This window comes from Candidatus Arsenophonus nilaparvatae (assembly GCF_045346035.1).
Lineage (GTDB): Bacteria > Pseudomonadota > Gammaproteobacteria > Enterobacterales > Enterobacteriaceae > Arsenophonus > Arsenophonus nilaparvatae.
On the sequence record NZ_CP158507.1, the window covers coordinates 1,456,830 to 1,481,596 of the forward strand.

Annotated in this window: 24 protein-coding genes; 14 read left to right on the forward strand and 10 right to left on the reverse strand. The window is 36.1% G+C overall.

The genetic code is table 11. The features are described from left to right. Position 1: 1 nt before the first annotated feature. Complete coding sequence (locus tag WH390_RS07015) at positions 2-196, forward strand: YpfN family protein (protein WP_032114903.1); 195 nt, start codon at positions 2-4, stop codon at positions 194-196. On the opposite strand, the gene WH390_RS07020 is transcribed toward WH390_RS07015, so the two are convergent. The 6 genes from WH390_RS07020 to dapA all read right to left on the reverse strand — a co-directional run bounded on the left by WH390_RS07020 (position 177) and on the right by dapA (position 7,287). Then, positions 177-2,207 (reverse strand): tRNA(Met) cytidine acetyltransferase TmcA, encoded by a 2,031-nt coding sequence (locus tag WH390_RS07020; protein WP_052044828.1) that lies wholly within the window; start codon positions 2,205-2,207, stop codon positions 177-179. The genes WH390_RS07015 and WH390_RS07020 overlap by 20 nt on opposite strands. Next, on the reverse strand, positions 2,207-2,659 hold the full coding sequence (locus WH390_RS07025) for a DUF441 domain-containing protein (protein ID WP_032114902.1): 453 nt from the start codon (positions 2,657-2,659) through the stop codon (positions 2,207-2,209). Before WH390_RS07025 ends, WH390_RS07020 begins: the two co-directional genes overlap by 1 nt. Before the next feature lie 124 nt (positions 2,660-2,783). Next, positions 2,784-3,662, reverse strand: coding sequence for a neutral zinc metallopeptidase (locus tag WH390_RS07030; protein WP_032115041.1), 879 nt, complete (start codon positions 3,660-3,662; stop codon positions 2,784-2,786). 691 nt (positions 3,663-4,353) lie between these two features. Then, a complete protein-coding gene (gene purC, locus WH390_RS07035) occupies positions 4,354-5,034 on the reverse strand; it encodes a phosphoribosylaminoimidazolesuccinocarboxamide synthase (protein WP_032114901.1) in 681 nt (226 codons plus the stop codon). A gap of 276 nt (positions 5,035-5,310) precedes the next feature. After that, a complete protein-coding gene (gene bamC, locus WH390_RS07040; RefSeq protein ID WP_032114900.1) occupies positions 5,311-6,360 on the reverse strand; it encodes an outer membrane protein assembly factor BamC in 1,050 nt (349 codons plus the stop codon). A 9-nt stretch (positions 6,361-6,369) separates the two neighbouring features. After that, positions 6,370-7,287 carry a 4-hydroxy-tetrahydrodipicolinate synthase gene (gene dapA, locus WH390_RS07045; protein ID WP_032114899.1) on the reverse strand — a complete coding sequence of 306 codons (918 nt, stop codon included), beginning with the start codon at positions 7,285-7,287 and terminating at the stop codon, positions 6,370-6,372. A gap of 366 nt (positions 7,288-7,653) precedes the next feature. On the opposite strand from dapA, the gene WH390_RS07050 reads away from it, so the two are divergent. Both WH390_RS07050 and bcp read left to right on the forward strand, forming a co-directional pair. Further along, on the forward strand, positions 7,654-8,121 hold the full coding sequence (locus tag WH390_RS07050; protein ID WP_187290937.1) for an ACT domain-containing protein: 468 nt from the start codon (positions 7,654-7,656) through the stop codon (positions 8,119-8,121). Between the two features lie 108 nt (positions 8,122-8,229). Beyond that, entirely contained in the window at positions 8,230-8,700 is a 471-nt protein-coding gene (gene bcp / locus WH390_RS07055; protein ID WP_032114898.1) for a thioredoxin-dependent thiol peroxidase, read from the forward strand. A gap of 57 nt (positions 8,701-8,757) precedes the next feature. Here bcp and WH390_RS07060 read toward each other — a convergent pair whose 3' ends face one another. Beyond that, positions 8,758-9,822, reverse strand: coding sequence for an AI-2E family transporter (locus WH390_RS07060; RefSeq protein ID WP_032114897.1), 1,065 nt, complete (start codon positions 9,820-9,822; stop codon positions 8,758-8,760). A gap of 136 nt (positions 9,823-9,958) precedes the next feature. Here WH390_RS07060 and WH390_RS07065 point away from each other — a divergent pair, with 136 nt between their 5' ends. Next, positions 9,959-11,425 (forward strand): M48 family metallopeptidase, encoded by a 1,467-nt coding sequence (locus tag WH390_RS07065; protein ID WP_032114896.1) that lies wholly within the window; start codon positions 9,959-9,961, stop codon positions 11,423-11,425. A 12-nt stretch (positions 11,426-11,437) separates the two neighbouring features. Beyond that, entirely contained in the window at positions 11,438-11,797 is a 360-nt protein-coding gene (gene arsC, locus WH390_RS07070; RefSeq protein ID WP_032114895.1) for an arsenate reductase (glutaredoxin), read from the forward strand. Between the two features lie 40 nt (positions 11,798-11,837). On the opposite strand, the gene hda is transcribed toward arsC, so the two are convergent. After that, positions 11,838-12,548, reverse strand: a complete 711-nt coding sequence (hda, locus tag WH390_RS07075; RefSeq protein ID WP_032114894.1) for a DnaA inactivator Hda — start codon at positions 12,546-12,548, stop codon at positions 11,838-11,840. Positions 12,549-12,666: 118 nt separating this feature from the next. Beyond that, a complete protein-coding gene (gene uraA, locus WH390_RS07080) occupies positions 12,667-13,962 on the reverse strand; it encodes a uracil permease (protein WP_032114893.1) in 1,296 nt (431 codons plus the stop codon). An 855-nt stretch (positions 13,963-14,817) separates the two neighbouring features. Here uraA and WH390_RS07085 point away from each other — a divergent pair. The 4 genes from WH390_RS07085 (at position 14,818) to WH390_RS07100 (ending at position 17,571) form a co-directional block, all read left to right on the forward strand. After that, the gene (locus tag WH390_RS07085) at positions 14,818-15,252 is read left to right on the forward strand and encodes a hypothetical protein (RefSeq protein ID WP_032114892.1); all 435 of its coding nucleotides are present in this window, start codon (positions 14,818-14,820) and stop codon (positions 15,250-15,252) included. A gap of 246 nt (positions 15,253-15,498) precedes the next feature. Continuing rightward, positions 15,499-15,675 (forward strand): hypothetical protein, encoded by a 177-nt coding sequence (locus WH390_RS07090; protein ID WP_406850710.1) that lies wholly within the window; start codon positions 15,499-15,501, stop codon positions 15,673-15,675. Positions 15,676-15,745: 70 nt separating this feature from the next. Further along, positions 15,746-16,252: a hypothetical protein gene (locus WH390_RS07095; RefSeq protein ID WP_032114891.1), complete on the forward strand. Its 507-nt coding sequence runs from the start codon at positions 15,746-15,748 to the stop codon at positions 16,250-16,252. 581 nt (positions 16,253-16,833) lie between these two features. After that, positions 16,834-17,571, forward strand: a complete 738-nt coding sequence (locus WH390_RS07100) for a hypothetical protein (protein ID WP_032114890.1) — start codon at positions 16,834-16,836, stop codon at positions 17,569-17,571. Positions 17,572-17,679: 108 nt separating this feature from the next. Here the strand turns inward: WH390_RS07100 and upp are convergent, their stop codons facing one another. Further along, positions 17,680-18,306 carry a uracil phosphoribosyltransferase gene (gene upp / locus WH390_RS07105; protein WP_032114889.1) on the reverse strand — a complete coding sequence of 209 codons (627 nt, stop codon included), beginning with the start codon at positions 18,304-18,306 and terminating at the stop codon, positions 17,680-17,682. Between the two features lie 234 nt (positions 18,307-18,540). Between upp and purM the strand changes: the two genes are divergently transcribed. The 5 genes from purM to ppx all read left to right on the forward strand — a co-directional run bounded on the left by purM (position 18,541) and on the right by ppx (position 24,745). Beyond that, the gene (purM, locus tag WH390_RS07110; protein WP_032115040.1) at positions 18,541-19,581 is read left to right on the forward strand and encodes a phosphoribosylformylglycinamidine cyclo-ligase; all 1,041 of its coding nucleotides are present in this window, start codon (positions 18,541-18,543) and stop codon (positions 19,579-19,581) included. Further along, positions 19,581-20,222 (forward strand): phosphoribosylglycinamide formyltransferase, encoded by a 642-nt coding sequence (gene purN, locus WH390_RS07115; RefSeq protein WP_032114888.1) that lies wholly within the window; start codon positions 19,581-19,583, stop codon positions 20,220-20,222. Before purM ends, purN begins: the two co-directional genes overlap by 1 nt. A 277-nt stretch (positions 20,223-20,499) precedes the next feature. Further along, on the forward strand, positions 20,500-21,084 hold the full coding sequence (speG, locus tag WH390_RS07120; protein ID WP_032114887.1) for a spermidine N1-acetyltransferase: 585 nt from the start codon (positions 20,500-20,502) through the stop codon (positions 21,082-21,084). A gap of 57 nt (positions 21,085-21,141) precedes the next feature. After that, a complete protein-coding gene (ppk1, locus tag WH390_RS07125; RefSeq protein ID WP_032114886.1) occupies positions 21,142-23,211 on the forward strand; it encodes a polyphosphate kinase 1 in 2,070 nt (689 codons plus the stop codon). Positions 23,212-23,215: 4 nt separating this feature from the next. Then, positions 23,216-24,745, forward strand: coding sequence for an exopolyphosphatase (gene ppx / locus WH390_RS07130; protein WP_032114885.1), 1,530 nt, complete (start codon positions 23,216-23,218; stop codon positions 24,743-24,745). Positions 24,746-24,767: the final 22 nt, after the last annotated feature.

Below are 24,767 nucleotides of genomic sequence, written 5' to 3' on the forward strand. Positions count from 1 at the left end.
TATGCATTGGATAACTGATTACTGGTGGATTATTATTATTTTGCTTCTGATTGGTATCATTTGGAGTGCCGTCAAACAGATGCAAAAAATCGATCCTAAACGTTTTTTAGATAACAAACCCAAACTTCCTCCTCACCGTGATTTTAACGACAAATGGGATGATGAAGATGACTGGCCTAAGCAAAAGAAGCATTAACCCATGATTTAAGTTTTTCTGCTCGCTGCCAGTCCAATTCTGATAATGCCGCAGCAATATCGTTGCGTACCTGTTTTAACCACATTTTTTGACCCGTCAATTTTAACTGCTGACAGCATATCTCAATAGATAAATTATGTTCACAGTGAATTCTAGTCGCTGTTAAAACCAGTGACGACTGCATTAATAACCGTCGGATTGCTGGATAGCTAGCTGAAAAACTTCTATTACCATAAGCAAAACCTGCCAAAACCTGCCAATCTTCATCATTTAATTGATCATCGCTAATTGCTGTTAGTGCTAAACCGGTTAGCTGATTGATATAAAAAGCGTCTCGCTTTAACAAATATTGCGCCCGTGACACCAATTGTTTAGCCGCTGTTGATAAAGGCAATACCGCCATAGCGGTATAATATCCACTGGTCGCTTCTTTACGGCTGCCAACTCTGACCAAATGAAAACCATTTTGCTGCCATAATGACTGCAACTGCTCACAATAGCCAAAGCTGACAGAAAGAAAATCTTTCCCCTCTTCCATCGCCTGCTGCTTATAAAAACTGAGTAATTTTGTTGCCACACCCTGACGACGAAAAGCTGCAGCAACGGTTATACGGCTAATTCGCTGAGAATTCATTTGTCCCGCTTGCGGAAAATAACTATGTGCTGCTAAAGATTGAGCAACTAAATTACCTCTAGGTCGACGCCGTCCAGCCCATACCTCATGGGCAAGCGACGCAGATAATCCACCTTCATCCACTAACCATAACACAGCTAACAAATTTGCCTTTTGCTGTGCAACCAATAAATGCATCCCTTGCGCATCTAATAATCGTCTTAAATCAAGTGGTGAGGTACGATAATGCGCATTAGTCAGTAAACCATATATTGCTGATAATAATTTTGGTTTTTCAATTAATAAAGACTGCGATATAGGTAACAACACCATGTGTTGGTTATTTAATTTAGCTAGCGTCGTTGATTTTGGTAAATATTCTTTTAATAACAAGCTATTATTTAACCAATTCTCCAACGGATCATTTGATGCCCAGCGGATCGGAGTGGTTAAAGTTAAAATGTGACATTGAGCTAATTGCGCACAAAGTTTTAGCAAAAATCCGCGCCCTGTACCTTCATAGCCATCAACAGTGGTAGTAAAGAGTAAACGTGGGAAATAGTGCGTTAATTGATTTAGTTGCGCAATCGGGATCATCGCCGCTTCATCAATAATTAACCAATCAACCTTGCGTGGTTTTTGTAATCGACAATCAGCCAATAAATGGTCAATTGACCAATAGCGAATTTTTTTGTCGGTATAGTGTGTTAATACCATTGACGCTGATTTTGCCGGCGCACAAACCCAACATTCCCCCTGCCAACATTCAATTAACATACCTGCTAACGCAGATTTTCCACGGCCACGCGGGGCAACTAATGCCCAAACTCCCACCTTACCAGCCAGCAGGCGCTGCAAAATTCTTTGTTGTTCAATCGTTGGTTGTCCATTCGGCTGATACCAGGCAGTTAATTGTGGTAGCTTATCAGCGGTAAAAGGTTTACCTTCACACCACAGCAAAACATTAGCATCATGTTGTAGATGATACTTTAACCAACAGACAAAATTTGGCACTCCTATTGTCGATGCCACTTCATTCCAGCGTTGACTATCTTGATCTGGCTGTTGAGACCAAGTCCCCCACTTAGGCAGGCAAAGAATGAGATAGCTACCCGCTTTTAATGTCCCTGCCAACATCAGTAATGCTTCAGTATGAAAACCCTTAGTGGCATCAAAAACACCATGTAAGAACTCTTGTCCTAATAGTGACACCGCATTTTGTGGAGGTATAGCATCAGGCCAATGTGGTGAAATGGTTGGCCAATCGCCAATTATCCCCTGCCTAAGTGCAATTAGCTGTTCAATGATCCAGTTGCTATTACCGCTTAGCACGAGTAAGCGGCGTTGCCCATGAATGCGTAACTGAGATTGTAAATTAATCAGGCTTGCAATAGTCACTAAAACTTGCCAATTAGTAACGAGAGAAGACCTGCTGCTATTAATGGACCAACTGGAACACCACGGAAAACAGCAACGCCGATCACTGTACCAACCAATAATCCGGCAACTGTTGACGGTTGATTAGACATCAAAGAGACGCCTCTACTGCCAAGCCAAGAGACCAAAATGCCAATCACAATCGCCAGCAACGATTTCCAGTTAAAAAAAGAGTTAATAACATCTTGCGGCGAGATCTTGCCACTGGCGATAGGGGCCATTACACCAATAGTTAAAATCAAAATACCGATGGTTAAGCCATATTTTTCAACCCAAGGGAAAAAATTATTAAGCGGCGTAATGCGAACAATTAACAAAAATAGCATTGCCAATGCCACCGTCATGTTATGACTAATTATTCCTAAGCCAGCCAACACTAATAAAATAAGTAATGTTGGATCAAAATTACCCATAAAATTATTTACCAATAAAAATATATAATTAATTTATCCTATCAATAAATCATGACTGATCAAAATAAATAATAGAGCCTATTAGCCGTTAAAATTATGCAAACTCGAGGCAACTTTTATCGCGCTATAGTGCGCCAAAAGTATTACAACTTTTAAAATCCCCTCTATCATAGCCTTTTTTAAACCAAGTATAACGCTGCTCAGAGGTACCATGGGTAAAACTATCGGGTACAATACGTCCTTGGCTTTGTTGCTGTAAACGATCATCACCGATTGCCTGGGCCGCTGCTAATGCTTGTTGTAAATCGCCTTCTTCTAGCAGACCTTGCTCATCCATTTTATTGCCCCATACACCAGCAAAACAGTCAGCTTGCAATTCAAGCTTAACCGAAAGTTTATTCGCGTCAGTACGACTCATACTTTGTTGAGCCTCTCTAACTTTCTGATCAATGCCTAATAAATGTTGAACATGATGACCTACTTCATGTGCCACAACATAGCCTTGGGCAAAATCACCACCTGCCCCAAGCTTATTTTTCATCTCTTCATAAAATGACAGATCAATATAAACTTTTTGATCAGCAGGACAATAAAATGGCCCCATAATTGCCTGACCAGTACCACAAGCCGTGGTAGTATAACCTCGATAAAGCACTAATTTAGGATAAGTATAACTACGCCCCGAGCGACTAAACTCTTTTTGCCAAACGTCTTCAGTTGACGCTAATATAACTGAGGTAAAATCAGCTAATTGTTGATCTTTAGCACTAATCGGTTGGTAATTTGCTTGGTGAGAGGAGTTAATGCTGGATCCGCCGGTGATAAAGCTGGTTAAATCGATACCATAATAGCCAGCAATGAGAACAACCACTAAAATGAATAAACCACTTTTCCCACGTAACGGCAATCGCATACCACCGCCACCAAAAGGTGATCCCATTCTACCCGATTGATTCCGTCTGTCTTCAATATTATCGCTCTTGCGATGATCCCGCCAGCGCATAATAATCTCCCAATATGACATGAATAATGAGCCCTTGATGGGATTATAGCGAATCATCGTCATTCTTGTGTAATTATTAACTCACAGCGGTGATAAAATTTAATAAATTCATTTCAATGCTACTGATTAAATAAAAAAATAGTTATAAGAAAAAACTAGCAAAAATCGGTAGCAGGTCACAGCGAAGCAGTAAATATTAATACCTTCGACTCTATTGATTATCTGTATAATCACTCTTGTAACGGCCATCATATTGTAACCAATCTATATCATAGCCAAATAGGTTAAAGTGATTTTTTCATAACTATTGTATACATAATTAACTATCTAGTTATCTAAATAGCCGTTTAATTCTGCCAGTATTTTAGTTAATAATTTAATATCAAAATTACTCTATATGTTTAACAATCAACCATCTACTTAACTTAATCGAATATTTTCATTTCATGTTTATGAAATAAGATTAAAATCTCACTATAGTAATTCACAATATAGCCTATTCAGCGACTTAATTTAATAAAACCGTGTGAGCAGCTAATTAATATTTAAGCTGCTCTTAAATATGCTTTAATAAAAGTAAATTAATAACTAATGACAATAAAATAAAGTTTTTCTAAGCCAATCTTTACTCAACATCTTTTGCTAACAAAAAAATTTTTTAATCTAAGCAAACACCTATGCGCTTAGCAACCTATTCATAAGCTTCAATTAATCCTCCTAGACTCTGGCGAAAACGATCTTTATCTAATTTATCCTTGGTTTTTTTATCCCATAAGCGACTGCCATCTGGCGAAAATTCATCACCCAAAACGACTTGACCATTAAATAAACCAAACTCCAGTTTAAAATCGACCAAAATTAACTCCGCTTTATCAAAAAGCGCATTCAATACTTCGTTCGCTTTATAACTTAATCGTTTCATTTCGCTTAGATGCGCTCTACTAACCCAACCAAAAGTTTCACAGTAAGATTCATTAATCATGGGATCATGCTGCGCATCATTTTTCAAAAACAAATCAAAGATAGGTGGCTCAAGCAACGTACCCTCTTCGATACCAAGCCGTTTAACTAAAGAACCAGCTGCTCGATTACGAATAACGCATTCAACCGGGATCATGGTTAATTTTTTTACTAATGATTCAGTATCTGACAGTAATCGTTCCATTTGGGTTGGAATGCCGGCTTGCTCCAGTTTTTGCATAATGAAATGATTAAATTTATTATTTATCATTCCTTTACGTTCAAACTGCTCTATACGCTCACCATCTAGTGCCGATGTATCATTGCGGAATTCTAATACTAATAAATTAGGATCATCCGTAAAATATACGGTTTTCGCTTTTCCACGATACAACTCAGCTTTTTTCTGCATTTTATTTACTCCGAAATTTGATCATTTTAATAAAAAAACGCTTAAATATGGCTTTAACGCAAGACGCAAACGTTTACTTTGTTAGGAAAAGGAGAATAACAGATTAGCGGTTATTTATGTTAATTAAATTACTTTACTGGAAACATTTTAATTAGCCTAAAAACTGACCGAGCAAAACAAAAAAACAGATGATCCATAGTGAATAAATCACTACCAACCATCCATCATTTATATAAGCAATGTTATAGTTAATTGTAATAAACCCAGTTTTATTAACTAATTACTACTCACTTTACTAAACGCCGCTTTTAATGCCGAGACCATTTCATCATTTTGTTTTTGTGTTAAGGTTGTCCCTTTTACCGCCATAAATTGCAGACTACTACGATTATTCATATCGCCAACTTGTAATTTATAATCCCCTTTTGTCATGGTTGGGTTATCGACGCCAATCGCTTGCCAATCACTATCACTCATACCATTAAAAGTGAGGGTAATTGATCCGGTCGAACGACTACGGTCACCAACTTGCATACCAATGCTTTCAAGCACAGAGGGTAATCTATCCCAAACAACATCATAAGGCGCACGTACAATTATTTGAGGTAAACCACTGCTATCACTACCCGTTTGCACATCAATAATGGCATAACGACCTTGGGCACCAGAACTGGTTGCGGTACTACGCAGCTTATTTATTGAATCAATCAACTCATTTAACATTAAAATATTATAGCGCTGTATTTCTGCCTGATCGGTGATGCTATCTTCACCCTGCTTTATACCTTCATTAGTTACCGTGATGACTATTTGATTATTTTGTGAGTTCAGCTGAATTTTCTGTCGGGTTTGTATCGCAATATCTTCATCTCCTCGCGGCCAGGTAATCCAATCGGTAATCAAAGAGTGGTCAGGATCATTTTTTTGCCTAACTTTAATCATTTTTTGTTGCAAAATAGCGTTAATTTGCGACCAAAGAGCGCTGTTTTCAGCTGTATTAGCTAAAAATAAGCGACTCGCGGTTAGGCTATTTTCGGTATGGGTATCAGTAAGTAACGAAAGTGCTTGAATAGGAGGACGAATATCTAAAGCTTTACCTACAGCACCATTTTGATTAGCTGGCGGAATATCATATTCACCGTTTTGTAACGGTAACGATATACCTTGAGGGATCGTCAAATTTTTTAACGGAGGTGTATTTAAATATGATTCGTCACCACTGACTTGACGCTTATAACGTTGATTGCTCGTGCAGGCTACCAAAAATATAGCGAGTGACAGCCCTGCAAGCTTAATAGCCTTTGATTTGTGCAATATTGTTGCCATTAAATTTCCCTAAATTTTTTGTAAATCAGCGATCTTTAGCGCCTTTTGTACCGCTATCTGACCGGTCAGTGTTAATGGTGTCATCGGTAAGCGCAATGTATCAGAATTAATAAGTCCTAACTGATAGCAAGCCCATTTAACTGGAATCGGATTAGGCTCAATAAATAATTGATGATGCAATTCACTTAGTCGATAATTTAACTTATGCGCTTCGGCATACTTTTCTGATAATGCTAATTTGCATATTTCAGCCATTAATTTGGCGGCAATATTGGCTGTTACTGAAATTACCCCCTGCCCACCTAATTGCATAAATTCTAACGCAGTTGCATCATCACCGCTAAGTAAAATAAAATTTTCATCATTAATTAATCTGCGAATGCGATTCACACGACTTAAATCACCACTAGCTTCCTTAAGGGCAACAATATTACCTAACTTTGCTAATCTGGCAACTGTCTCGGGCAATAAATCACAACCGGTGCGCGAAGGAACATTGTATAAGATTTGTGGTAAATCTGTCTGTTCGGCAATCGCTTTAAAATGCTGATAAAGTCCTTCTTGTGAAGGTTTGTTATAGTATGGTGTTACCGCCAAACAGGCAACAACCCCGGTTTTTTCCAAAGATTTAGTTAATGCAATAGCTTGTTTGGTAGCATTTGCGCCACTGCCTGCAATAATCGGAATTCTGCCATCAGCATACTCTAATGTCGTCAATACCACATCCAAGTGCTCACTATGATCAAGTGTTGCTGATTCTCCAGTTGTACCAACAGATACAATCGCAGTTGTGCCATTATTAACATGATAATCAATCAGTTTTTTCAGACTGGGTTTATCTATTTGCCCTTTTATATCCATTGGGGTAACAATCGCAGCAAGACTGCCACGCAAAAAATTCCGATATTTAATAGAATTATTAACCATAACCTTTTTCCTAAATGAGACATTAAAATTATGGTACTTTTTCAGTCTAAAGAAAAAAACCTTCTTATACCCAAAATTTAATGAAATTTATTAATAACCACTCTGTTTTAAGAAAAATACATAATGATTATCATCCTATTTCCAGTTTATTTTTCTCGTTCAATTTATTATTTTATCAGCAAATAAATCTTTTAAAATTATAAAATCAGCAAAGATGTGAACATTTCATTCCATCAAATATCATTTGATCACTACTCAGTATGTAAACTTATTATATTGATATATTTGTTTTTTTATCTTGGCAGAAGCTTTTTTTTATGGTTACCATAAGATATTCAGAAATCATAAATTCATAAGGAAAACGACTTGCCACATAGTGAACAACAATCAATCATTATTATTGTACTTGTTGCAGATCATCCCGGTAAGATTAATACTGTTATCCAACTGGTCAACAAATGTCAATGTAATATTGAAGATAGCTTTATCGCTATATTTGGCAAACAATTCTTCTTTATTATGATGTTATCAGATAGCAGGCAATCAATTTCTTTGATAAAAGCAATGTTGCTTAAGCATGATACTGAATTAAAATTATTATCTATTATGCAAAAAACCACTTCTGGCGTTTATAAAGAATATTTTTCAATAATAATTGCCAATGTTATTGTTAATGTCGCTCCCGCTATAGTTGAACAATTTACTTGTTTATTTATCACTCATAACTTCAACCTAGCCAAACTGGTTGCAAAAATACAACCAGCGACAAACAAATATGATCAACAACTTGAAATTGATATGAATGCCCAAAGTTTTATTGGTGATAATGAGTGAATTAACAAAAATAGATTTAAACAATTGTGCACAAAATTAAATGTCCAATGTACAATTAGCATTATCAGCAAATCGCAATAACATATAGAATTAAACGGAGAGAATCTAATGAGCCCATTGAAAGCCGGTGATAAGGCCCCCCAATTTAGCCTTCCTGACCAAGATGGCGAAATAATCAATTTATCTGATTATCTTGGTCAACGAATTTTGATTTATTTTTATCCTAAAGCAATGACTCCTGGCTGTACAATACAAGCTTGTGGATTACGTGACGAAATGGATAAATTAAAACAAATGGGTGTTGAAGTTTTTGGTATAAGTACTGATAAAGCAGAAAAGTTATTACGTTTCACTGAAAAAGAGATGCTAAATTTTACATTACTATCGGATCATAAGCATGAGGTAGCGGAAAAATTCGGTGTATGGGGAGCAAAGCAATTTATGGGGAAAACGTTTGATGGCATTCATCGCATCAGTTTTCTGATTAATGCAAAAGGTGAGATTGAACATGTGTTTGACAAATTTAAAACTAGTGATCATCACCAAATTGTACTGAATTATCTTAATACTCATCCGTGATTAAAATCGATTGTTAATTGCCCCTGCCTGTTTTGGTGGCAATTAACAATTAAAAAATTATTTTTCAGTTACGAGATTATCCTCCGGCCACACATGCATAACGGCTTTAATTAAAGTTGCCAATGGAATGGCAAAAAATACCCCCCAAAAACCCCAAAGCCCACCAAATACTACGACAGATAAAATAATAACTAACGGATGCAAATTAACCGCTTCAGAGAATAAAATGGGCACCAATAAATTGCCATCAAGCCCTTGAACAATTAAATAAGCGATTAGTAAAGTCCAAAAGTCAGGTCCAATACCCCATTGAAACAGAGCAACTAAAACTACTGGGATGGTAACCACCACCGCACCAATATAGGGGATCAAGACAGAAATACCGACTAGTACTGACAAAAATAGCGAGTAGCGCAAACCTAAAAAAACAAAGGCGATATAAGTACAGATACCAACAATAACCATTTCAATAACTTTACCACGGATATAGTTAGTGATCTGTTGGTTCATTTCCTGCCAAACTTGCCCGACCAATAACCGATCACGGGGTAAAATACGTTGTAAACCACGTATTATTTTAGTCTTATCTTTCAGTAGAAAAAATACCATTAGTGGTACTAAAACCAAATATATTGCTATGGTAATAATACCAATAAGCGAAGCAACAGAATACTTAACCACAGATTCACCTAAAGTCGATAAGCGACCGCGTAAATTATCCGCTATCATATCAATGATACCGGCATCAACTAAAGCGGGATAGCGTTCAGGCAATGCTTTGGCATATTCATTAAAGCTATTTACCATTGAAGGTAAATCAAATAATAAATTCATACCTTGCTGCCAGACAATGGGCACAATAATTAAAAAAACCATGGCACTAATACCCATAAATATTGTCAGTACAATGGACGCCGCCATCAGCCTTGATAAGCCTAACTTACCCAGTTGTTGGGTTGGCCATTCAAGTAAATAAGCCAACACGATAGCAACTAATAAAGGAGCTAAAATATCATGAAAAAAGAATATGATACAAAAACCGATAATCAGGCTGATAAACAATGCAACGACCTGAGGATCTGAAAATCTTCGACGATACCATTGCAAAAACATCTCCAGCATATATTCACTCCTGAATGTGGTAAATTAGTCTTTTAATCCACGAAATTATACCAATTGACAAATTATCCAGTAAGCTTTGCTATCATAAAAAATATCATTTAACAATATAATCAATCGTAAGGGATACTTCCGGTTTATGAATACAAAATTTACTAAACCACTCATTACTCTTGTAATAACAATAATGTTAGCAGTTCCTATGAAGCCTGTTTATACCGCTATTGAAGATAATTTGCCCGATATTGGTACCACAGCAGGTGGTACACTAACTATTGATCAAGAGATCGTCATTGGTGACGCACTAACTCGCCAATTACGTGCTAGCACACCACTTATTTACGATCCCTTGTTAAACCAATATATTAATCATCTTGGCATGCGCTTAGTAAAAAATGCCCACTCAGTAAAAACTCCGTTCCATTTTTACCTGATAAATAATCCTAATATTAATGCTTACGCTTATTTTGGTGGCAACGTCGTTCTCCATTCTGCCCTGTTTCGTTATAGCCAAAATGAAAGTCAGCTGGCCTCAGTGATCGCCCATGAAATTTCTCATGTAACACAAAGACATCTTGCCCGTATGCTAGAAGATCGTGAACGGAATGCGCCATTGGCCTGGATAGGCGCCATTGGTTCAGCACTGTTAGTGATGGCTAATCCACAAGCAGGTATTGCGGCACTGACAGGAACATTAGCTGGTGTGCAACAAGGTATAATAAGCTTTACTCAATCTAACGAACAAGAAGCTGACCGAATTGGTATACAGACTTTACGTCGCGCCGGATTCGATCCGCGCGCCATGTCTGATTTTATGCAAATTTTAGCCGATCAGAGCCGTTATATGTCAAAACCACCTGAGATGCTATTAACCCATCCATTACCAGATAGTCGTTTAGCGGATGCACTAAATCGTTCAAATCAATATCCGAAAGTGGATCTCCCACCATCATTGGATTTTATGCTAGCTCGGGTACGCATTCTTGCCATGTATACAGACGGGCAAAAATCGATCCTTGAACAAATTTTATCTCAGTATAGCCAAGGTGATACTAAAGAAAGAATGGCGGCTGATTATGGTCATGCGCTACAACTTAATGAAGATAAAAAATATCAGGCTGCTGGCAACATTGTGCGCTTACTTTTGGCTAAGCAACCTGCTAATCCCTGGTTTATTGATCTAATGACCGATATAGATATAGGGTTAAATCAGCCACTAAAGGCTATTTCTCGTTTACAAAATGCACTAACCAAAATACCAAATGACCCAATTCTACAAATTAATCTGGCAAATGCCTATATTGCTAATAATCAGTATGATCAAGGCAGTCAATTATTGCGTAAATACACCTTCGATAACCCCAATGACTTAAATGGTTGGACTTTGTTGGCAGAAGTTTCAGCTAAGCAAGGTAAGCGTAGTGAACAGTTAGCTGCTTATGCAGAAGGTATGGCTTTGCGTGGTAATTATGGTACTGCCATTCAATATCTTACCGATGCCAGTCGGCTAACAAAAACCGGTAGTTATGATCAAGCAAGATATGATGCCCGTATTGATACACTACGCCAGTTACAAACACGTGATAAACAATTACAAAAACGCTAAGGATATTACCTTATGTCTCAACAAGTGACGATTTACCATAACCCTAGGTGTTCAAAAAGTCGACAAACCCTACAGCTTTTAGAAGATATGGGGGTTAAACCACGCATTATTGAATATCTTAAAACACCACCAAGTATTAATAACTTGAAAACTTTACTTTCACAACTGGGTTTCACTGAACCGCGTCAATTAATGAGAAGCAACGAAACAATTTATCAAACACTTAATTTATCTGACAGCTCGTTATCAGATGATATCTTACTGCAAGCAATGCATAATAACCCAATATTGATTGAGCGACCTATCGTTGTCGTTGATAACCATGCTCAGCTAGGACGTCCACCAGAACAAGTAAAAAAGCTATTTAAATAACCCTGTATCTTTAAGAGGTAAAATAAGTTTACCTCTTAAATTAAAGTTTAAGAATATCCTTAACAAAGGGAATAGTCAGTTTACGTTGAGCAACAATCGAAGCATGATCTAACTCATCTAACATAGTAAATAATGTGCGGGTTTTCCTATCCAAACGCTTTAAAACAAAACGACTAACCTCTTCAGATAACTCGAAACCGCGTAATTTAGCGCGTAATTGCAGTGCCTGGATCTTATCTTCATCACTCAGTGGATGAAGTTTATAGATCTGTCCCCAATCAAGTCTGGATGCTAAATCAGGTAATGCTAAATCAATCAACCTAGGCGGCCTATCACCGGTTATCAATAAACAGCTTTTGCCGTTTTCCAAGATACGATTATATAAATTAAAAAGTGCTATTTCCCACTCTTCATCATCGGCAATACAATGAGCATTATCAATGCAAACCAGAGCTAAATGTTCCATACCATCTAAAACATCAGGGACAAAATAGCTACGTTTATCTAGAGGAACATAACCAACTGCCTCGCCTTTTTGTGACAATTCACTACATGCAGCGTGTAATAAATGACTTTTTCCACTACCTTCTTGCTGAGACCAAAAATAAATATAGCTGCTATGGGATTGATTGATAGCAGATTTGATAGCCGCTAATAAAATACCATTTTCGCCAGTAATAAAACTGGCAAAGGTTTCATCATCAGGCGTGGATAAAGGTAATGAAAGCTGCGACAGCGTATTCAGAAGCACCTCTTTCTGTATAGATAAGAAAACACATACAGCTTAACACAAAAGTTGTAATTAGATGAACTTAAACAATATCATCCGATGGAACTAATAATTTACCTATTATTCCAGTAAAAATTGACTATTTTTTAATCGCCTCTACCGACTCAAGCTTAGTAGTTATATAAGTTTTTTCCGGACGAATAATATTAATCAGGCGAAAAACTAACGACATAATAATACCGATAATGGTAGCAAGCGCCATCCCCTTCAACTCAGCAGCACCAATATGGATAGTCGCACCACTTACCCCAATAATCAGAATAACGGAAGTCAATATTAGATTTTGTGGTTTATTATAATCTACCCGAGAATCAATTAACACTCGGATACCTGATGCCGCTATAACACCATAAAGTAATAGCGAAACGCCCCCCATCACAGGAACAGGAATAAGCTGAATTGCCGCCGCTAATTTACCAACACAGGAAAGCAAGATAGCTAAAATTGCCGCACCACCAATTACCCAGGTGCTATATACTTTAGTTATCGCCATTACACCGATGTTTTCACCATAGGTAGTATTCGGTGTTGAACCAAAAAATCCTGAAATAGTAGTTGATAAACCATTAGCAAACATTGAACGGTGTAAACCAGGATCTTTTAATAAATCCCGCCCAACAATATTCGCGGTCACAACCAAATGACCTACATGTTCCGCAATAACAACTAGCGCTGCAGGCAAAATAGTCAAAATAGCAAACCACTCAAATCGTGGAGAATAAAATGTTGGTAATGAAAACCATGGAGCGGTAATAACTGGAGTTAAATCCACTTTTCCCATTAAAAATGCAAGTAAATAGCCGACAATCACACCAAGCAAAATAGGAATAATCGCTAAAAAGCCACGAAAAACTACCGAACATAGAATGGTCACGATCAACGTCACCACTGAAATAATCAAACTGCTTGAATCAACCGGAATATCCGCTTTAGGTAAAAGCCCTGCCATGCCAGCCGCCGTTTGCGCTAATTCCAGACCAATAACCGCAACAATCGCGCCCATTGCCGCAGGGGGGAAAATAATATTGATCCAATTTCTACCTGCTATTTTTACAATCAGTGCGACTAAACAAAAAAGTAGCCCACAAATAATAAATCCGCCCAATGCTAACTCATAACCTAGCGGTAATAACAATAAAACTGGTGAAATAAAAGCAAAACTTGAGCCCAGATAAGCAGGAATACGTCCTCGACAAATGATCAAATAGAGTAGTGTACCAATACCATTAAACAATAGAACGTTTGCAGGATTGATGTGAAATAAAATGGGGACTAGTATTGTCGCCCCAAACATAGCAAACAGATGCTGAAAACTTAATGGAATGGTTTCTCTTAACGGCGGCCTTTCTGCTACGCCAATTACACGGCGGGTCATGATCAATGTCCTCTTGATAACTCATAATTAATATATTATTACTCATCAAAACTCATCAATAAAGCCCATCTTTTGATATTTTAATTTCATAACAGAAAATTGTATAAAATATTCGTTATAACCATATTAACATAACGGTAATAAAATCCTTAAACTAACTTATCTATAAAAAACAAAAATAGTTATTCATAAAAAATTTTTTTGTCCTCACAGTGCACTGAACTTTATTTTTTATCTATTGATAAAAAATAACTTATACCAAGTATTAAAATTCAATATAAAATATCAATTAATAAAGTTATCTTTTAGGCTATATTAAATATAGCTATATAAATAAGAACAAAAAAATAAATCAATCACATGTTGCCTATAATTGCCTCTAGTGACTTTCATTCTAAGCATTAAGTTACAAAAAATGGACATTTATATATCCAAATATAATATATAATTAAAATATATTAACAAACCCACATTCTTAATTAATTAAATTATTTAGCTTGTGAAAAATAAACCTATAATTACATTTATTGTTTTATTATATTAAAAACACTCATGCTTATAATAAATATAAATTTTAAGTTATTTTAAAAGTATTTAAAGTGAAAGTTACTTTTGTAATGTAAAATAACAAGTTTATATTAATTAATGACCTTCTTAAATTAATAAATAATTTTATTATAATGAAAAATCATTTACTTTTAACTTTATTTTTATTATAAACAAGGCATCTTATTAACCAAATTAAGTAAATTTATAATTAAGTTAATTCGAGTGATATTTAAACTTTAAATAAGCAATATTCTGAAAACGATAGACATAAATACAGAATATGAAAAACTTGCTAATTGGTTCAAAATGCTTAAAGCAATACCAGCACCAACATTCACAGGTTATAATGATTCAAAGATTATCGCTTCTAGCGGAGAAATTATTGGCGCACAGCAAGATGCTGACTTAGCCGTTTCTGCTCTTCTTTACGAAATGAACAGTAGCGGTGCTTCACCTGATAAAACCGCAGAAGAATTAGTAAAATCACCCGCTATTGTACTAGCAATGATGAGTACCATGGCAATGACGAGTGCTGGATACAATGCGACAAAACCCAACCTAATAGGTAATGCTTATGCTAATTATACTAACCTGTTGAGAGAGAATCCTTTTTTGATGATTTCATCAGATAGATCTATCGACGTTAATTATCAATGCGAGAATTATAATGATTTGATTGATAAGGTCGTTAATGTATTTGAGGGAATTTTCGGATTTGATAAAAATAAAATTAAAAAATGAGTAACTGATCTAGCCAAGGCAGCACTATCCCACGCAAAACTGAAAAATACCAATACTACATTTACCCAGGGTGTCATTAATTCCAAAAGTAAAAATGACTTAAATTTTTATATTAATACCTCTAATATCGAATTAGCAAGAAACAGTGGTGGAAACGGTAAAAATGCACCAGCAGATAAATATAAATCACGTGTACAACTAAATAACCTAGTTATGACTTTTCATACTTATATGTTGGATATAGAAATGGCAAAAATGATCGTTGGTGAAACAAGAAACGACCTAAAATGCTGGTTATGTCGGGTAAAGACACCAAATAAAGGAAATAAAGGAAATAAAGGAAATAAAGGAAATAAAGGAAATAAAGGAAATAAAGGAAATAAAGGAAATAAAGATGATTGTGCAACCTGTTTAGAAAAATAATAATTATTCATCATTAGGACTTAATAAGACAAATTATATTAATAATATTTATAATCAAAGGAATTAAATTATGTCAAAAAAACAAAATGAAATGCTACATTTGCTACTAAATAAAGCCTATAATAAAAAATCTCAGCTTATTAATAATATTAAAAATCAAGATACTAGCCAGCAAGCAAAGTTAGTAACCAGCGGCGCTTTAACCTTGGGGGACGATATCGAAAAAGCATTAGCGGCAGAGTCCCTATTAAAAGATATGTATCGATATAATAATGTTAATCTTGCGACAAAATTACTTGACTACCCACAACATGTGGTAACTTGTTTATTAGCTATAGCCAAAGACTATAGCGGTTGGGCACCCGATGAACCTGATAATGAAGGCAATGAAAAAAAATATTATGAATATATTGCCGCTCTACAAGAAACAAACATGTTTGTCACTGATGAATACGCTAACAGCAAAGTCAATTACAAAGCTAATAATTATCAACAATTACTTGAAAAAATAACAGATTTTTATTCATATACCTCACAAGAAGAATATCAAAAAATTTACTCATCACTAAAAAATTAATCGAAAATTCTTTAACTAAAGTTAATAAAGATAATACTACAATTTTATTTACTCATACTATTTTAAGCTCAAGGAAAAATATAGTTAAACTACAACTTTACTCGTCAAAAGTAACTTTTAGCTTCGATAAAGAAACAGGAAAAAGTAAACCTGATGAAAAATATAATTTTGAAATTGATTTATCAAGATTAACACTTCATTTTATGGATTTTAACTTATCATCTGATGATATAAAAAGTCTTATTCAAGTTGAATTTACACTACTTTCTGATTGGTTAAAACAAAACAATACTAAAGTAGAAAATAATAACTATTTTCTGTGCTTTAATTAATACACTTTACTACTCAAATTATAAAATAAAAAAATACTAATAATTTTATTTACATCCTAAGCAATTATATAAGATGCATTAAAATTAAATAACAACACAGTGATCTAGTTAATATTTAAAAATATATTCGTCACGATTTTATTCAATTAAATTATAACGATATATTTTAAATTAGTGAATGCAAAACTTTTTAATAAAAATTAAATTGAATAAATTATAAAATAAATTATTTTAACTCAAGGCATCTTTATGATAAATACAAATAAATTTAATGATATTGATAATTTTATTGATACGTCAAAATATAATGGTGAAAATATTAGCCATTTATTAGGCTGTGCTGAAATATTTGGTCAAGACAAAGAAAAAGCCATTCAAGATGATAATCAATGGAATGAAAATAACGATTTAGACACAAATGCCAAGAAACTGGTAGTTTCACCGACAAATTTTGTTACTACAATTATAACCAATATCCGTAATGAATCAAAATGGGCGCCAACTAATTCATTAGATAATGCATCGCTTTATTTACGGAACTACCTAGAGTATCTTTATCAAATTAGAAACTGTAACTATATTTCAAATTTTAATAATCGTTCAAGTAGTTTTAAAACTACCAACCCACAGCAATTAGCTGAACACATTATTGCCACGCATAAATTTATTGACAATAATGAACGCGCTAGTTTAATCCATGAATTAACAACTCATCTAACAGATTTTGTAAAATTTAATGAAGAGGATCATGATTTTATTCAATTTATTACCCCTATCATAAAAGCAGATAATCAAGCCAAATTGTTCTATTACAGTCTCTATTCTAATCCCGCTTCCGGCTATAGTTTTAATTATGTCGCTCAAGAGTTTGTTTTTGATCACAACAAACTAACGGTAGAAAATGCCAAAGTTGAATTAAATAAAACCTATGCAGGACTAAAACATTGGTTAGATAGAAATAGAGTGAAAAAAACGCCGAAAAGTTAACGCACTAAATTTAAAATAATATTCAAACTTAATAAGATTGGTATCTCTATCCAATCTTATTAGCTCTCAATAACTATAATTAATAAAAAATAACATAAACAATAAATGTCACTTGGTACCAAATATCTTATCGCCCGCATCACCCAAACCAGGAACAATATAACCATGTTCATCCAAATGATCATCAATAGATGCAGTATAAAGTTCAACATCAGGATGAGCAGCTTCCAGTGCCTTAATACCTTCCGGCGCGGCAACTAGTACCAATATTTTAATAGCATGACAGCCCTCTTTTTTAAGTAAATCTATCGTGGCAATCATTGAGCCGCCTGTGGCCAACATCGGATCAACAACCAATGCCATCCGTTCATTAATATTTGAAGCCAGCTTTTGAAAATATGGAATAGGCTCCAGCGTCTTTTCATCACGATAAACACCCACAACACTTATACGGGCACTGGGAATATTTTCCAGCACCCCATCCATCATTCCCAATCCAGCACGTAAAATTGGCACGACAGTAATTTTTTTTCCCTTAATTTGCTCGATGTTTACCTGCCCACACCATCCTTCTATTGCAATTGTTTCTGTTTCTAAATTTGCTGTTGCTTCATAAGTTAACAGACTGCCCACTTCTGAGGCCAATTCACAAAAACGTTTAGTGCTAATATCTTTATCCCGCAATAAGCCCAATTTATGTTTAACTAACGGGTGTTTTACCTCAACGATTTTCACGCTACTCTCCTTCAGTACAAACCATCTACAAATAAAAAATTATCAGATTATAGCGCTTTTTCAGACCTGTTCCACTGATAGATTAAGGTTTTTCTTGCAGGGAATTCATTTTTGCTAGCTCTTAAGTTTTATTATGAAAACCAAAATAAGTATCTCGCAAACGTTTGCTTAGGCTGGTAGAATTATTTCTGTTTCCATCTATTTTACTAAATGCAATCGCCTTGGGAGCTTGCTGTGACAGATAAAATTTCTCTCAGCTATAAAGATGCTGGTGTCAATATCGATGCAGGTAATACACTGGTCGAACGTATTAAAGGTGCTGTTAAAGAAACCCGCCGCCCAGAAGTAATGGGAGGATTAGGCGGCTTTGGCGCATTGTGTGCCTTACCACAAAAATATCGTGAGCCAATCTTAGTTTCAGGCACAGATGGTGTCGGAACAAAACTGCGATTAGCAATGGACTTAAAACGCCATGATACAATTGGCATTGATTTAGTTGCTATGTGCGTTAATGATTTGATTGTTCAAGGTGCCGAGCCACTCTTTTTTCTCGATTATTACGCCACCGGTAAACTAGCTGTCGATACAGCGACCAGCGTGATCAAAAGCATTGCAGCAGGCTGTAAACAATCAGGCTGTGCCCTAGTCGGTGGTGAAACAGCAGAGATGCCTGGTATGTATCATGGTGAAGATTATGATATAGCAGGCTTTTGTGTTGGCGTGGTCGAAAAAACAAAAGTTATTGATGGTAGCAAAGTTAAAGCTGGCGATGCCCTAATTGCGTTAGGCGCTAGTGGCCCCCATTCCAATGGTTATTCATTAATTAGAAAAATTTTACAGTTAAACCAAATAGATCCAGCCACAGTACAACTAGAAAATAAGTCACTGGCTGATCATTTATTAGCCCCAACACGCATCTATGTTAAAAATATTCTAGCTTTGATTGAAAAGCAGAATATTCATGCCATTGCCCATATAACCGGTGGTGGCTTTTGGGAAAATATTCCACGGGTTTTACCCGCCAATACCCAAGCGCAGATCGATAGCACTAGCTGGCAATGGCCGGCGATATTTAGTTGGTTACAACAAACCGGTAATGTATCGACCCATGAAATGTACCGCACCTTCAATTGTGGTGTTGGCATGTTAATTGTTTTACCCGCAGAAGAAGTCTCTGATACATTACAACTACTCAATCAACTGGGTGAAAAAGCCTGGCAAATTGGTAAAATTGTCGAGATCAACGCGGATGAACCGCAGGTAACAATCAGCTAATGAAAAATTTTGTAGTATTAATTTCTGGCAATGGCAGTAATTTACAAGCCATTATTGATGCTTGCCAAAAACAAAGTATTGCCGCAAAAATTAGTGCAGTTTTCAGTGACAATCCAACTGCTTATGGTTTAGAACGGGCTAAGCAAGCCGGGATCCCAACTGTCGTGATGCAAAAAACGGATTACGCGGATAACCATGCTTATGATGCTTCACTGATGACCGAAATAGCACGATATCAGCCAGATCTGATTGTGTTGGCAGGTTATATGCGCATTCTTACGCCACACTTTGTCAGCCATTATTTAGGCAAAATAATTAATATTCACCCTTCCTTATTGCCTAAGTATCCGGGGTTAGATACCCACCGTAAAGCGCTGGCAAATGGAGATAAAGAGCACGGTACTTCAATTCACTTTGTCACTGAGAAATTGGATGCAGGTCCAATTATTTTACAAGCTAAAGTGCCTATCTTTGCTGGAGATCAACCGCAAGATATTATTCCGCGCGTTCAAACACAAGAGCATCGTATTTATCCATTAGTTATTAATTGGTTTGTTAAAGGCCGCTTAGCTATGGTTAATAATTCAGCCTTCCTGGATGGCTGTAAACTACCTGAATACGGTTATGCTAATGAAGATTAGCAGTATCTGTCCCTATGTGATGCCAATGGCATCACAATTTTGTATACTGATGCTAACCCATATTGGTACAAATTCTAATTGATAACTTTGTAGTAATAATCAACCAATACTTGACTAATTAGTTATCGAAAACTGAGTTTATTGCTAAAATATAGTTGCTCTCATTTATCACTCAGCCTGATTCTGCTATTCTTTACTAACCAAACCGACTAAAAATACAGAACATCCATAGTAATTATTTTAATATGCTAAGTTTTACTCCCAATCGAGGTATCCAATGCCTACTGGCAAAAAAAATGAGTCAATTACGCTACGACCTTTAGAACGTGAAGATCTCCCATTTGTCCACCAATTAGATAATAACGCCAGTGTTATGCGTTATTGGTTCGAAGAGCCTTATGAAGCTTTTGTTGAATTAAGTGATCTGTATGACAAACACATTCATGATCAGTTAGAGCGTCGGTTTATTATTGAAAATGAAGGCACTAAAATTGGATTAATTGAATTAGTAGAAATAAATTATATTCATCGTCGAGCTGAAATTGGCATTATTATCGATCCGGCCTTTCAAGGTAAAGGATATGCCGCCAAAGCCACCAACCTAGCGATGGATTATGCTTTTTCAGTGTTAAATCTCTATAAAGTCTACTTGATTGTGGATAAAGAAAATACCAAAGCGCTGCATATTTATAAAAAATTGGGCTTTCATATTGAAGGCGATTTGGTTGATGAATTTTTTATTAATGGTAAATATCGTACCGTCATTCGGATGAGTATTTTTCAACATCAATACAGTGAAATGAGAAAAAAATTCTCACCAGAGGCCAATAAAACACCTGAAAAATCATCAGTAATCAGATAAGCTGTTAAGTATCAATATCCTGTATTACTAAATAACAATATTGGTTATGGAGTAAAGATGTCTCAAGATCGGCTCTATACTGAAAAAGAGATCAGTTGGTTATCATTCAATGAGCGAGTTTTGCAAGAAGCAGCAGATAAACGTAATCCGCTGATTGAACGCATGCGATTTTTAGGCATTTATTCTAATAACCTTGAAGAATTTTATAAAATTAGATTTGCTGATGTTAAGCGACGTATATTAATTAATGAAGAACGAGGAACCGCATCCAGTTCACGCCAGCTATTAAAGCGAATTGAAAGCAAAGTTGCCAAACTCGATCAAGAATTTGACTCATTATATAACGAGTTATTACTTGAAATGGCGCGTAACCAAATTTTCCTAATTAATGAACGGCAAATTTCGCCAAATCAACAAATTTGGTTACGACAATTTTTTCGCCAACAACTTCGTCAGCATATTACGCCTATCCTGATCACGCCGGAAACTGATTTAGTTGAATTTTTAAAAGATGATTATACCTATTTAGCCGTTGAAATTATCAAGGGACAAAATATTCAATATGCCTTACTAGAAATTCCAGCGGGCAAACAACCTAGATTTGTTCATTTACCGCCTGAAATGCCAAAGCGCAGGAAATCAATGATCCTGCTAGATAATATTTTGCGTTATTGTCTAGACGAAATATTTAAAGGCTTTTTTGACTATGACCAATTAAACGCCTACGCGATGAAAATGACGCGCGATGCGGAATATGATTTAACTACTGAGATGGAATCCAGCATGCTGGAGTTGATGTCATCCAGTTTAAAACAACGTCTTAATGCCGAACCGGTTCGTTTTGTTTATCAACGTAATATGCCTGATGAAATGGTAGAACTACTGAGAAAAAAACTCGGACTATCAAGTGATGATTCAGTCATTGCTGGTGGCCGTTATCATAACTTTAAAGATTTCATTAAATTTCCAAACGAAGGTAATAAAAATTTACTGAATAAACCACTGCCACGTTTACGTCATCGTCGTTTTGATAACTTCCGTAATGGCTTTGATGCGATCAGAGAAAAAGATGTTCTCCTCTATTATCCCTATTACACTTTTGAGCATACGATAGAATTATTACGCCAAGCCTCTTTTGATCCCAACGTATTGACAATCAAAATCAATATTTATCGTGTAGCCAAGGATTCGCGCATTATTGAATCGATGATCCATGCCGCGCACAACGGTAAAAAAGTCACCGTGGTGGTTGAATTACAAGCGAGATTTGATGAAGAAGCCAATATTCATTGGGCTAAGCATCTTACCGAAGCCGGAGTACATGTCATTTTCTCTGCACCTGGCCTTAAGATCCACGCTAAACTTTTTATTATTTCTCGTCTCGAACAAGGTGAAATTATTCGTTATGCTCATATTGGCACCGGAAATTTTAACGAAAAAACCGCTCGCCTTTATACCGATTATTCCTTATTAACGGCAAATCAACAAATTACCAATGAAGTAAGGCGGGTATTTAACTTTATTGAAAACCCTTACCGACCTGTCAATTTTGAAAATCTAATGGTTTCGCCGCAAAATTCACGCACTCGGCTGACGCAACTGATCGATCGGGAAATTAGCAACGTTCAAGCGGGAAAAGCCGCCGCTATCTTGCTAAAGATTAATAACTTAGACGACAAAGAATTAATTAATCGTCTTTATGATGCCTCCAATGCTGGCGTAAAAATTCGTCTGCTGATCCGCGGCATGTGTTCGCTGGTTCCCGGCCAAGCTAATTTTAGTGAAAATATTCAAGTAACTAGCATTGTCGACCGTTTTCTTGAGCATGACAGAGTTTATGTATTTAGTAATAATGGCAACGAAGAAGTCTTCATCTCATCAGCTGACTGGATGACCCGCAATATCGATTTTCGTATTGAAGTGGCTGTTAAATTGGTTGATCAACAACTGAAACAACGCGTGCTCGACATTCTTGAATTACAATTTAATGATACCGTTAAAGCGCGTTATATCGATAAAGAGTTAACCAATCGCTATGTACCACGCGGTAATAAACGCAAGATCCAGGCACAGCTTGCTGTCTACGATTATCTAAAATCACTAGAACATCCAGAAACAAGAGCTTAACACTATGCCATTAATAAAACCTTCAGCATCGAGGCCGATGGAAATTGCTGCCATAGATCTTGGCTCTAATAGCTTTCATATGATTGTTGCACGAATAGTTAATGGTGCCTTACAGATTTTAACCCGCATTAAAAAACGTGTTCATCTGGCTGACGGTTTAGATGAACATAACAAATTAAGCGAAAAATCAATTCAGCGTGCCTTGACCTGCTTAGCGCTTTTTGCTGAACGTTTACAAGGATTTACCGCTGATAATGTTTGCATAGTTGGAACTCATGCTTTACGAGAAGCGGTTAACGTCAAAGAGTTTTTGCAACGAGCTAAAGCCATTATACCCTACCCAATTGAAATTATTTCAGGCCAAGAAGAAGCGCGGCTGATTTTTATGGGAGTTGAGCATACCCAGTCAGAAAAAGGTCGGAAGCTGGTGATCGATGTTGGCGGTGGCTCTACAGAACTTATTATTGGTGAAGATTTTAAGCCTCTATTAATGGAAAGCCGTAAAATGGGCTGCATCAGCTATGCCCGCCAATTTTTTGCTAATAATCTAATTAATGAAACTAATTTTGCGCGCGCTTATTTTGCTAGCCGACAAAAACTGGAAAATCTTGCTTGCCAATATCAAATGCAAGGTTGGGACTATGCCTTTGGTGCTTCAGGAACCATAAAAGCAATTCATGAAGTACTTTGCCAGTTGGGTGATTCAGATGGCATCATCACCCATGAGCGCTTAGTTAAACTAAAAAAATTAGTACTAAAGTATAAAAATTTTAAGTCACTCGATCTACCCGGCTTATCAGCAGAGCGTGCTCACGTTTTTGTTCCGGGATTAGCCATTTTATGTGGCATATTTGATTCTCTGCAAATCAAGCAGTTAACGCTCTCTGACGGCGCTTTACGTGAAGGGGTTCTCTATGAAATGGAAGGACGTTTTCGTCATCAAGACATTCGCCAACGCACCGCATTAAGTTTAGCTGAACACTATAATATTGACCGAGAACAAACGCAGCGAGTATCAAAAACCATCGAGATCCTTTATCAACAATGGGCAAAACAAAATCCCAAGTTGGTTAACCCACAATTGAAAGTGCTACTTATCTGGGCCGCTATGCTGCATGAGGTTGGATTAAATATTAATCATAATGGCTTACATCGTCATTCTGCTTATATTTTATACAATACTAATCTGCCAGGATTTAACCAAGAGCAACAGTTATTACTAGCGACATTGGTCAGGTATCATAAAAAAAGTATCAAAGCTGATGAGTTCCCTAAGTTAAATCTATTTAAGAAAAAACAATATTTACCCATGATCCAACTATTACGGTTAGCTACGCTACTTAATAATCAACGTCAATCGACAACCACGCCAAACTCACTACGTTTGAAAACCGATCAAAATCATTGGACACTCTATTTTCCTCCCCACTATTTACAGCAAAATGCGTTAATGCTGCTAGATTTAGAAAAAGAACAAAAATATTGGCAAGATGTTCCTAGCTGGAAACTAAAAATTAAAGAGGAATCTGCTTGATATTTTGGTATGATTAAAAATA

Bases quoted from the DNA above. Each gene is read 5' to 3' on its own strand.
- WH390_RS07095 (WP_032114891.1), top strand. From the start codon at position 15,746: ATGTCAAAAAAACAAAATGAAATGCTACATTTGCTACTAAATAAAGCC.
- arsC (WP_032114895.1), top strand. From the start codon at position 11,438: ATGTCTCAACAAGTGACGATTTACCATAACCCTAGGTGTTCAAAAAGT.
- ppx (WP_032114885.1), top strand. From the start codon at position 23,216: ATGCCATTAATAAAACCTTCAGCATCGAGGCCGATGGAAATTGCTGCC.
- WH390_RS07015 (WP_032114903.1), top strand. From the start codon at position 2: ATGCATTGGATAACTGATTACTGGTGGATTATTATTATTTTGCTTCTG.
- WH390_RS07030 (WP_032115041.1), bottom strand. From the start codon at position 3,662: ATGCGCTGGCGGGATCATCGCAAGAGCGATAATATTGAAGACAGACGG.
- bamC (WP_032114900.1), bottom strand. From the start codon at position 6,360: ATGGCAACAATATTGCACAAATCAAAGGCTATTAAGCTTGCAGGGCTG.
- WH390_RS07065 (WP_032114896.1), top strand. From the start codon at position 9,959: ATGAATACAAAATTTACTAAACCACTCATTACTCTTGTAATAACAATA.
- WH390_RS07085 (WP_032114892.1), top strand. From the start codon at position 14,818: ATGCTTAAAGCAATACCAGCACCAACATTCACAGGTTATAATGATTCA.
- speG (WP_032114887.1), top strand. From the start codon at position 20,500: ATGCCTACTGGCAAAAAAAATGAGTCAATTACGCTACGACCTTTAGAA.
- WH390_RS07060 (WP_032114897.1), bottom strand. From the start codon at position 9,822: ATGCTGGAGATGTTTTTGCAATGGTATCGTCGAAGATTTTCAGATCCT.
- purN (WP_032114888.1), top strand. From the start codon at position 19,581: ATGAAAAATTTTGTAGTATTAATTTCTGGCAATGGCAGTAATTTACAA.
- dapA (WP_032114899.1), bottom strand. From the start codon at position 7,287: ATGGTTAATAATTCTATTAAATATCGGAATTTTTTGCGTGGCAGTCTT.
- bcp (WP_032114898.1), top strand. From the start codon at position 8,230: ATGAGCCCATTGAAAGCCGGTGATAAGGCCCCCCAATTTAGCCTTCCT.
- ppk1 (WP_032114886.1), top strand. From the start codon at position 21,142: ATGTCTCAAGATCGGCTCTATACTGAAAAAGAGATCAGTTGGTTATCA.
- WH390_RS07025 (WP_032114902.1), bottom strand. From the start codon at position 2,659: ATGGGTAATTTTGATCCAACATTACTTATTTTATTAGTGTTGGCTGGC.
- WH390_RS07100 (WP_032114890.1), top strand. From the start codon at position 16,834: ATGATAAATACAAATAAATTTAATGATATTGATAATTTTATTGATACG.
- purC (WP_032114901.1), bottom strand. From the start codon at position 5,034: ATGCAGAAAAAAGCTGAGTTGTATCGTGGAAAAGCGAAAACCGTATAT.
- WH390_RS07090 (WP_406850710.1), top strand. From the start codon at position 15,499: ATGGCAAAAATGATCGTTGGTGAAACAAGAAACGACCTAAAATGCTGG.
- uraA (WP_032114893.1), bottom strand. From the start codon at position 13,962: ATGACCCGCCGTGTAATTGGCGTAGCAGAAAGGCCGCCGTTAAGAGAA.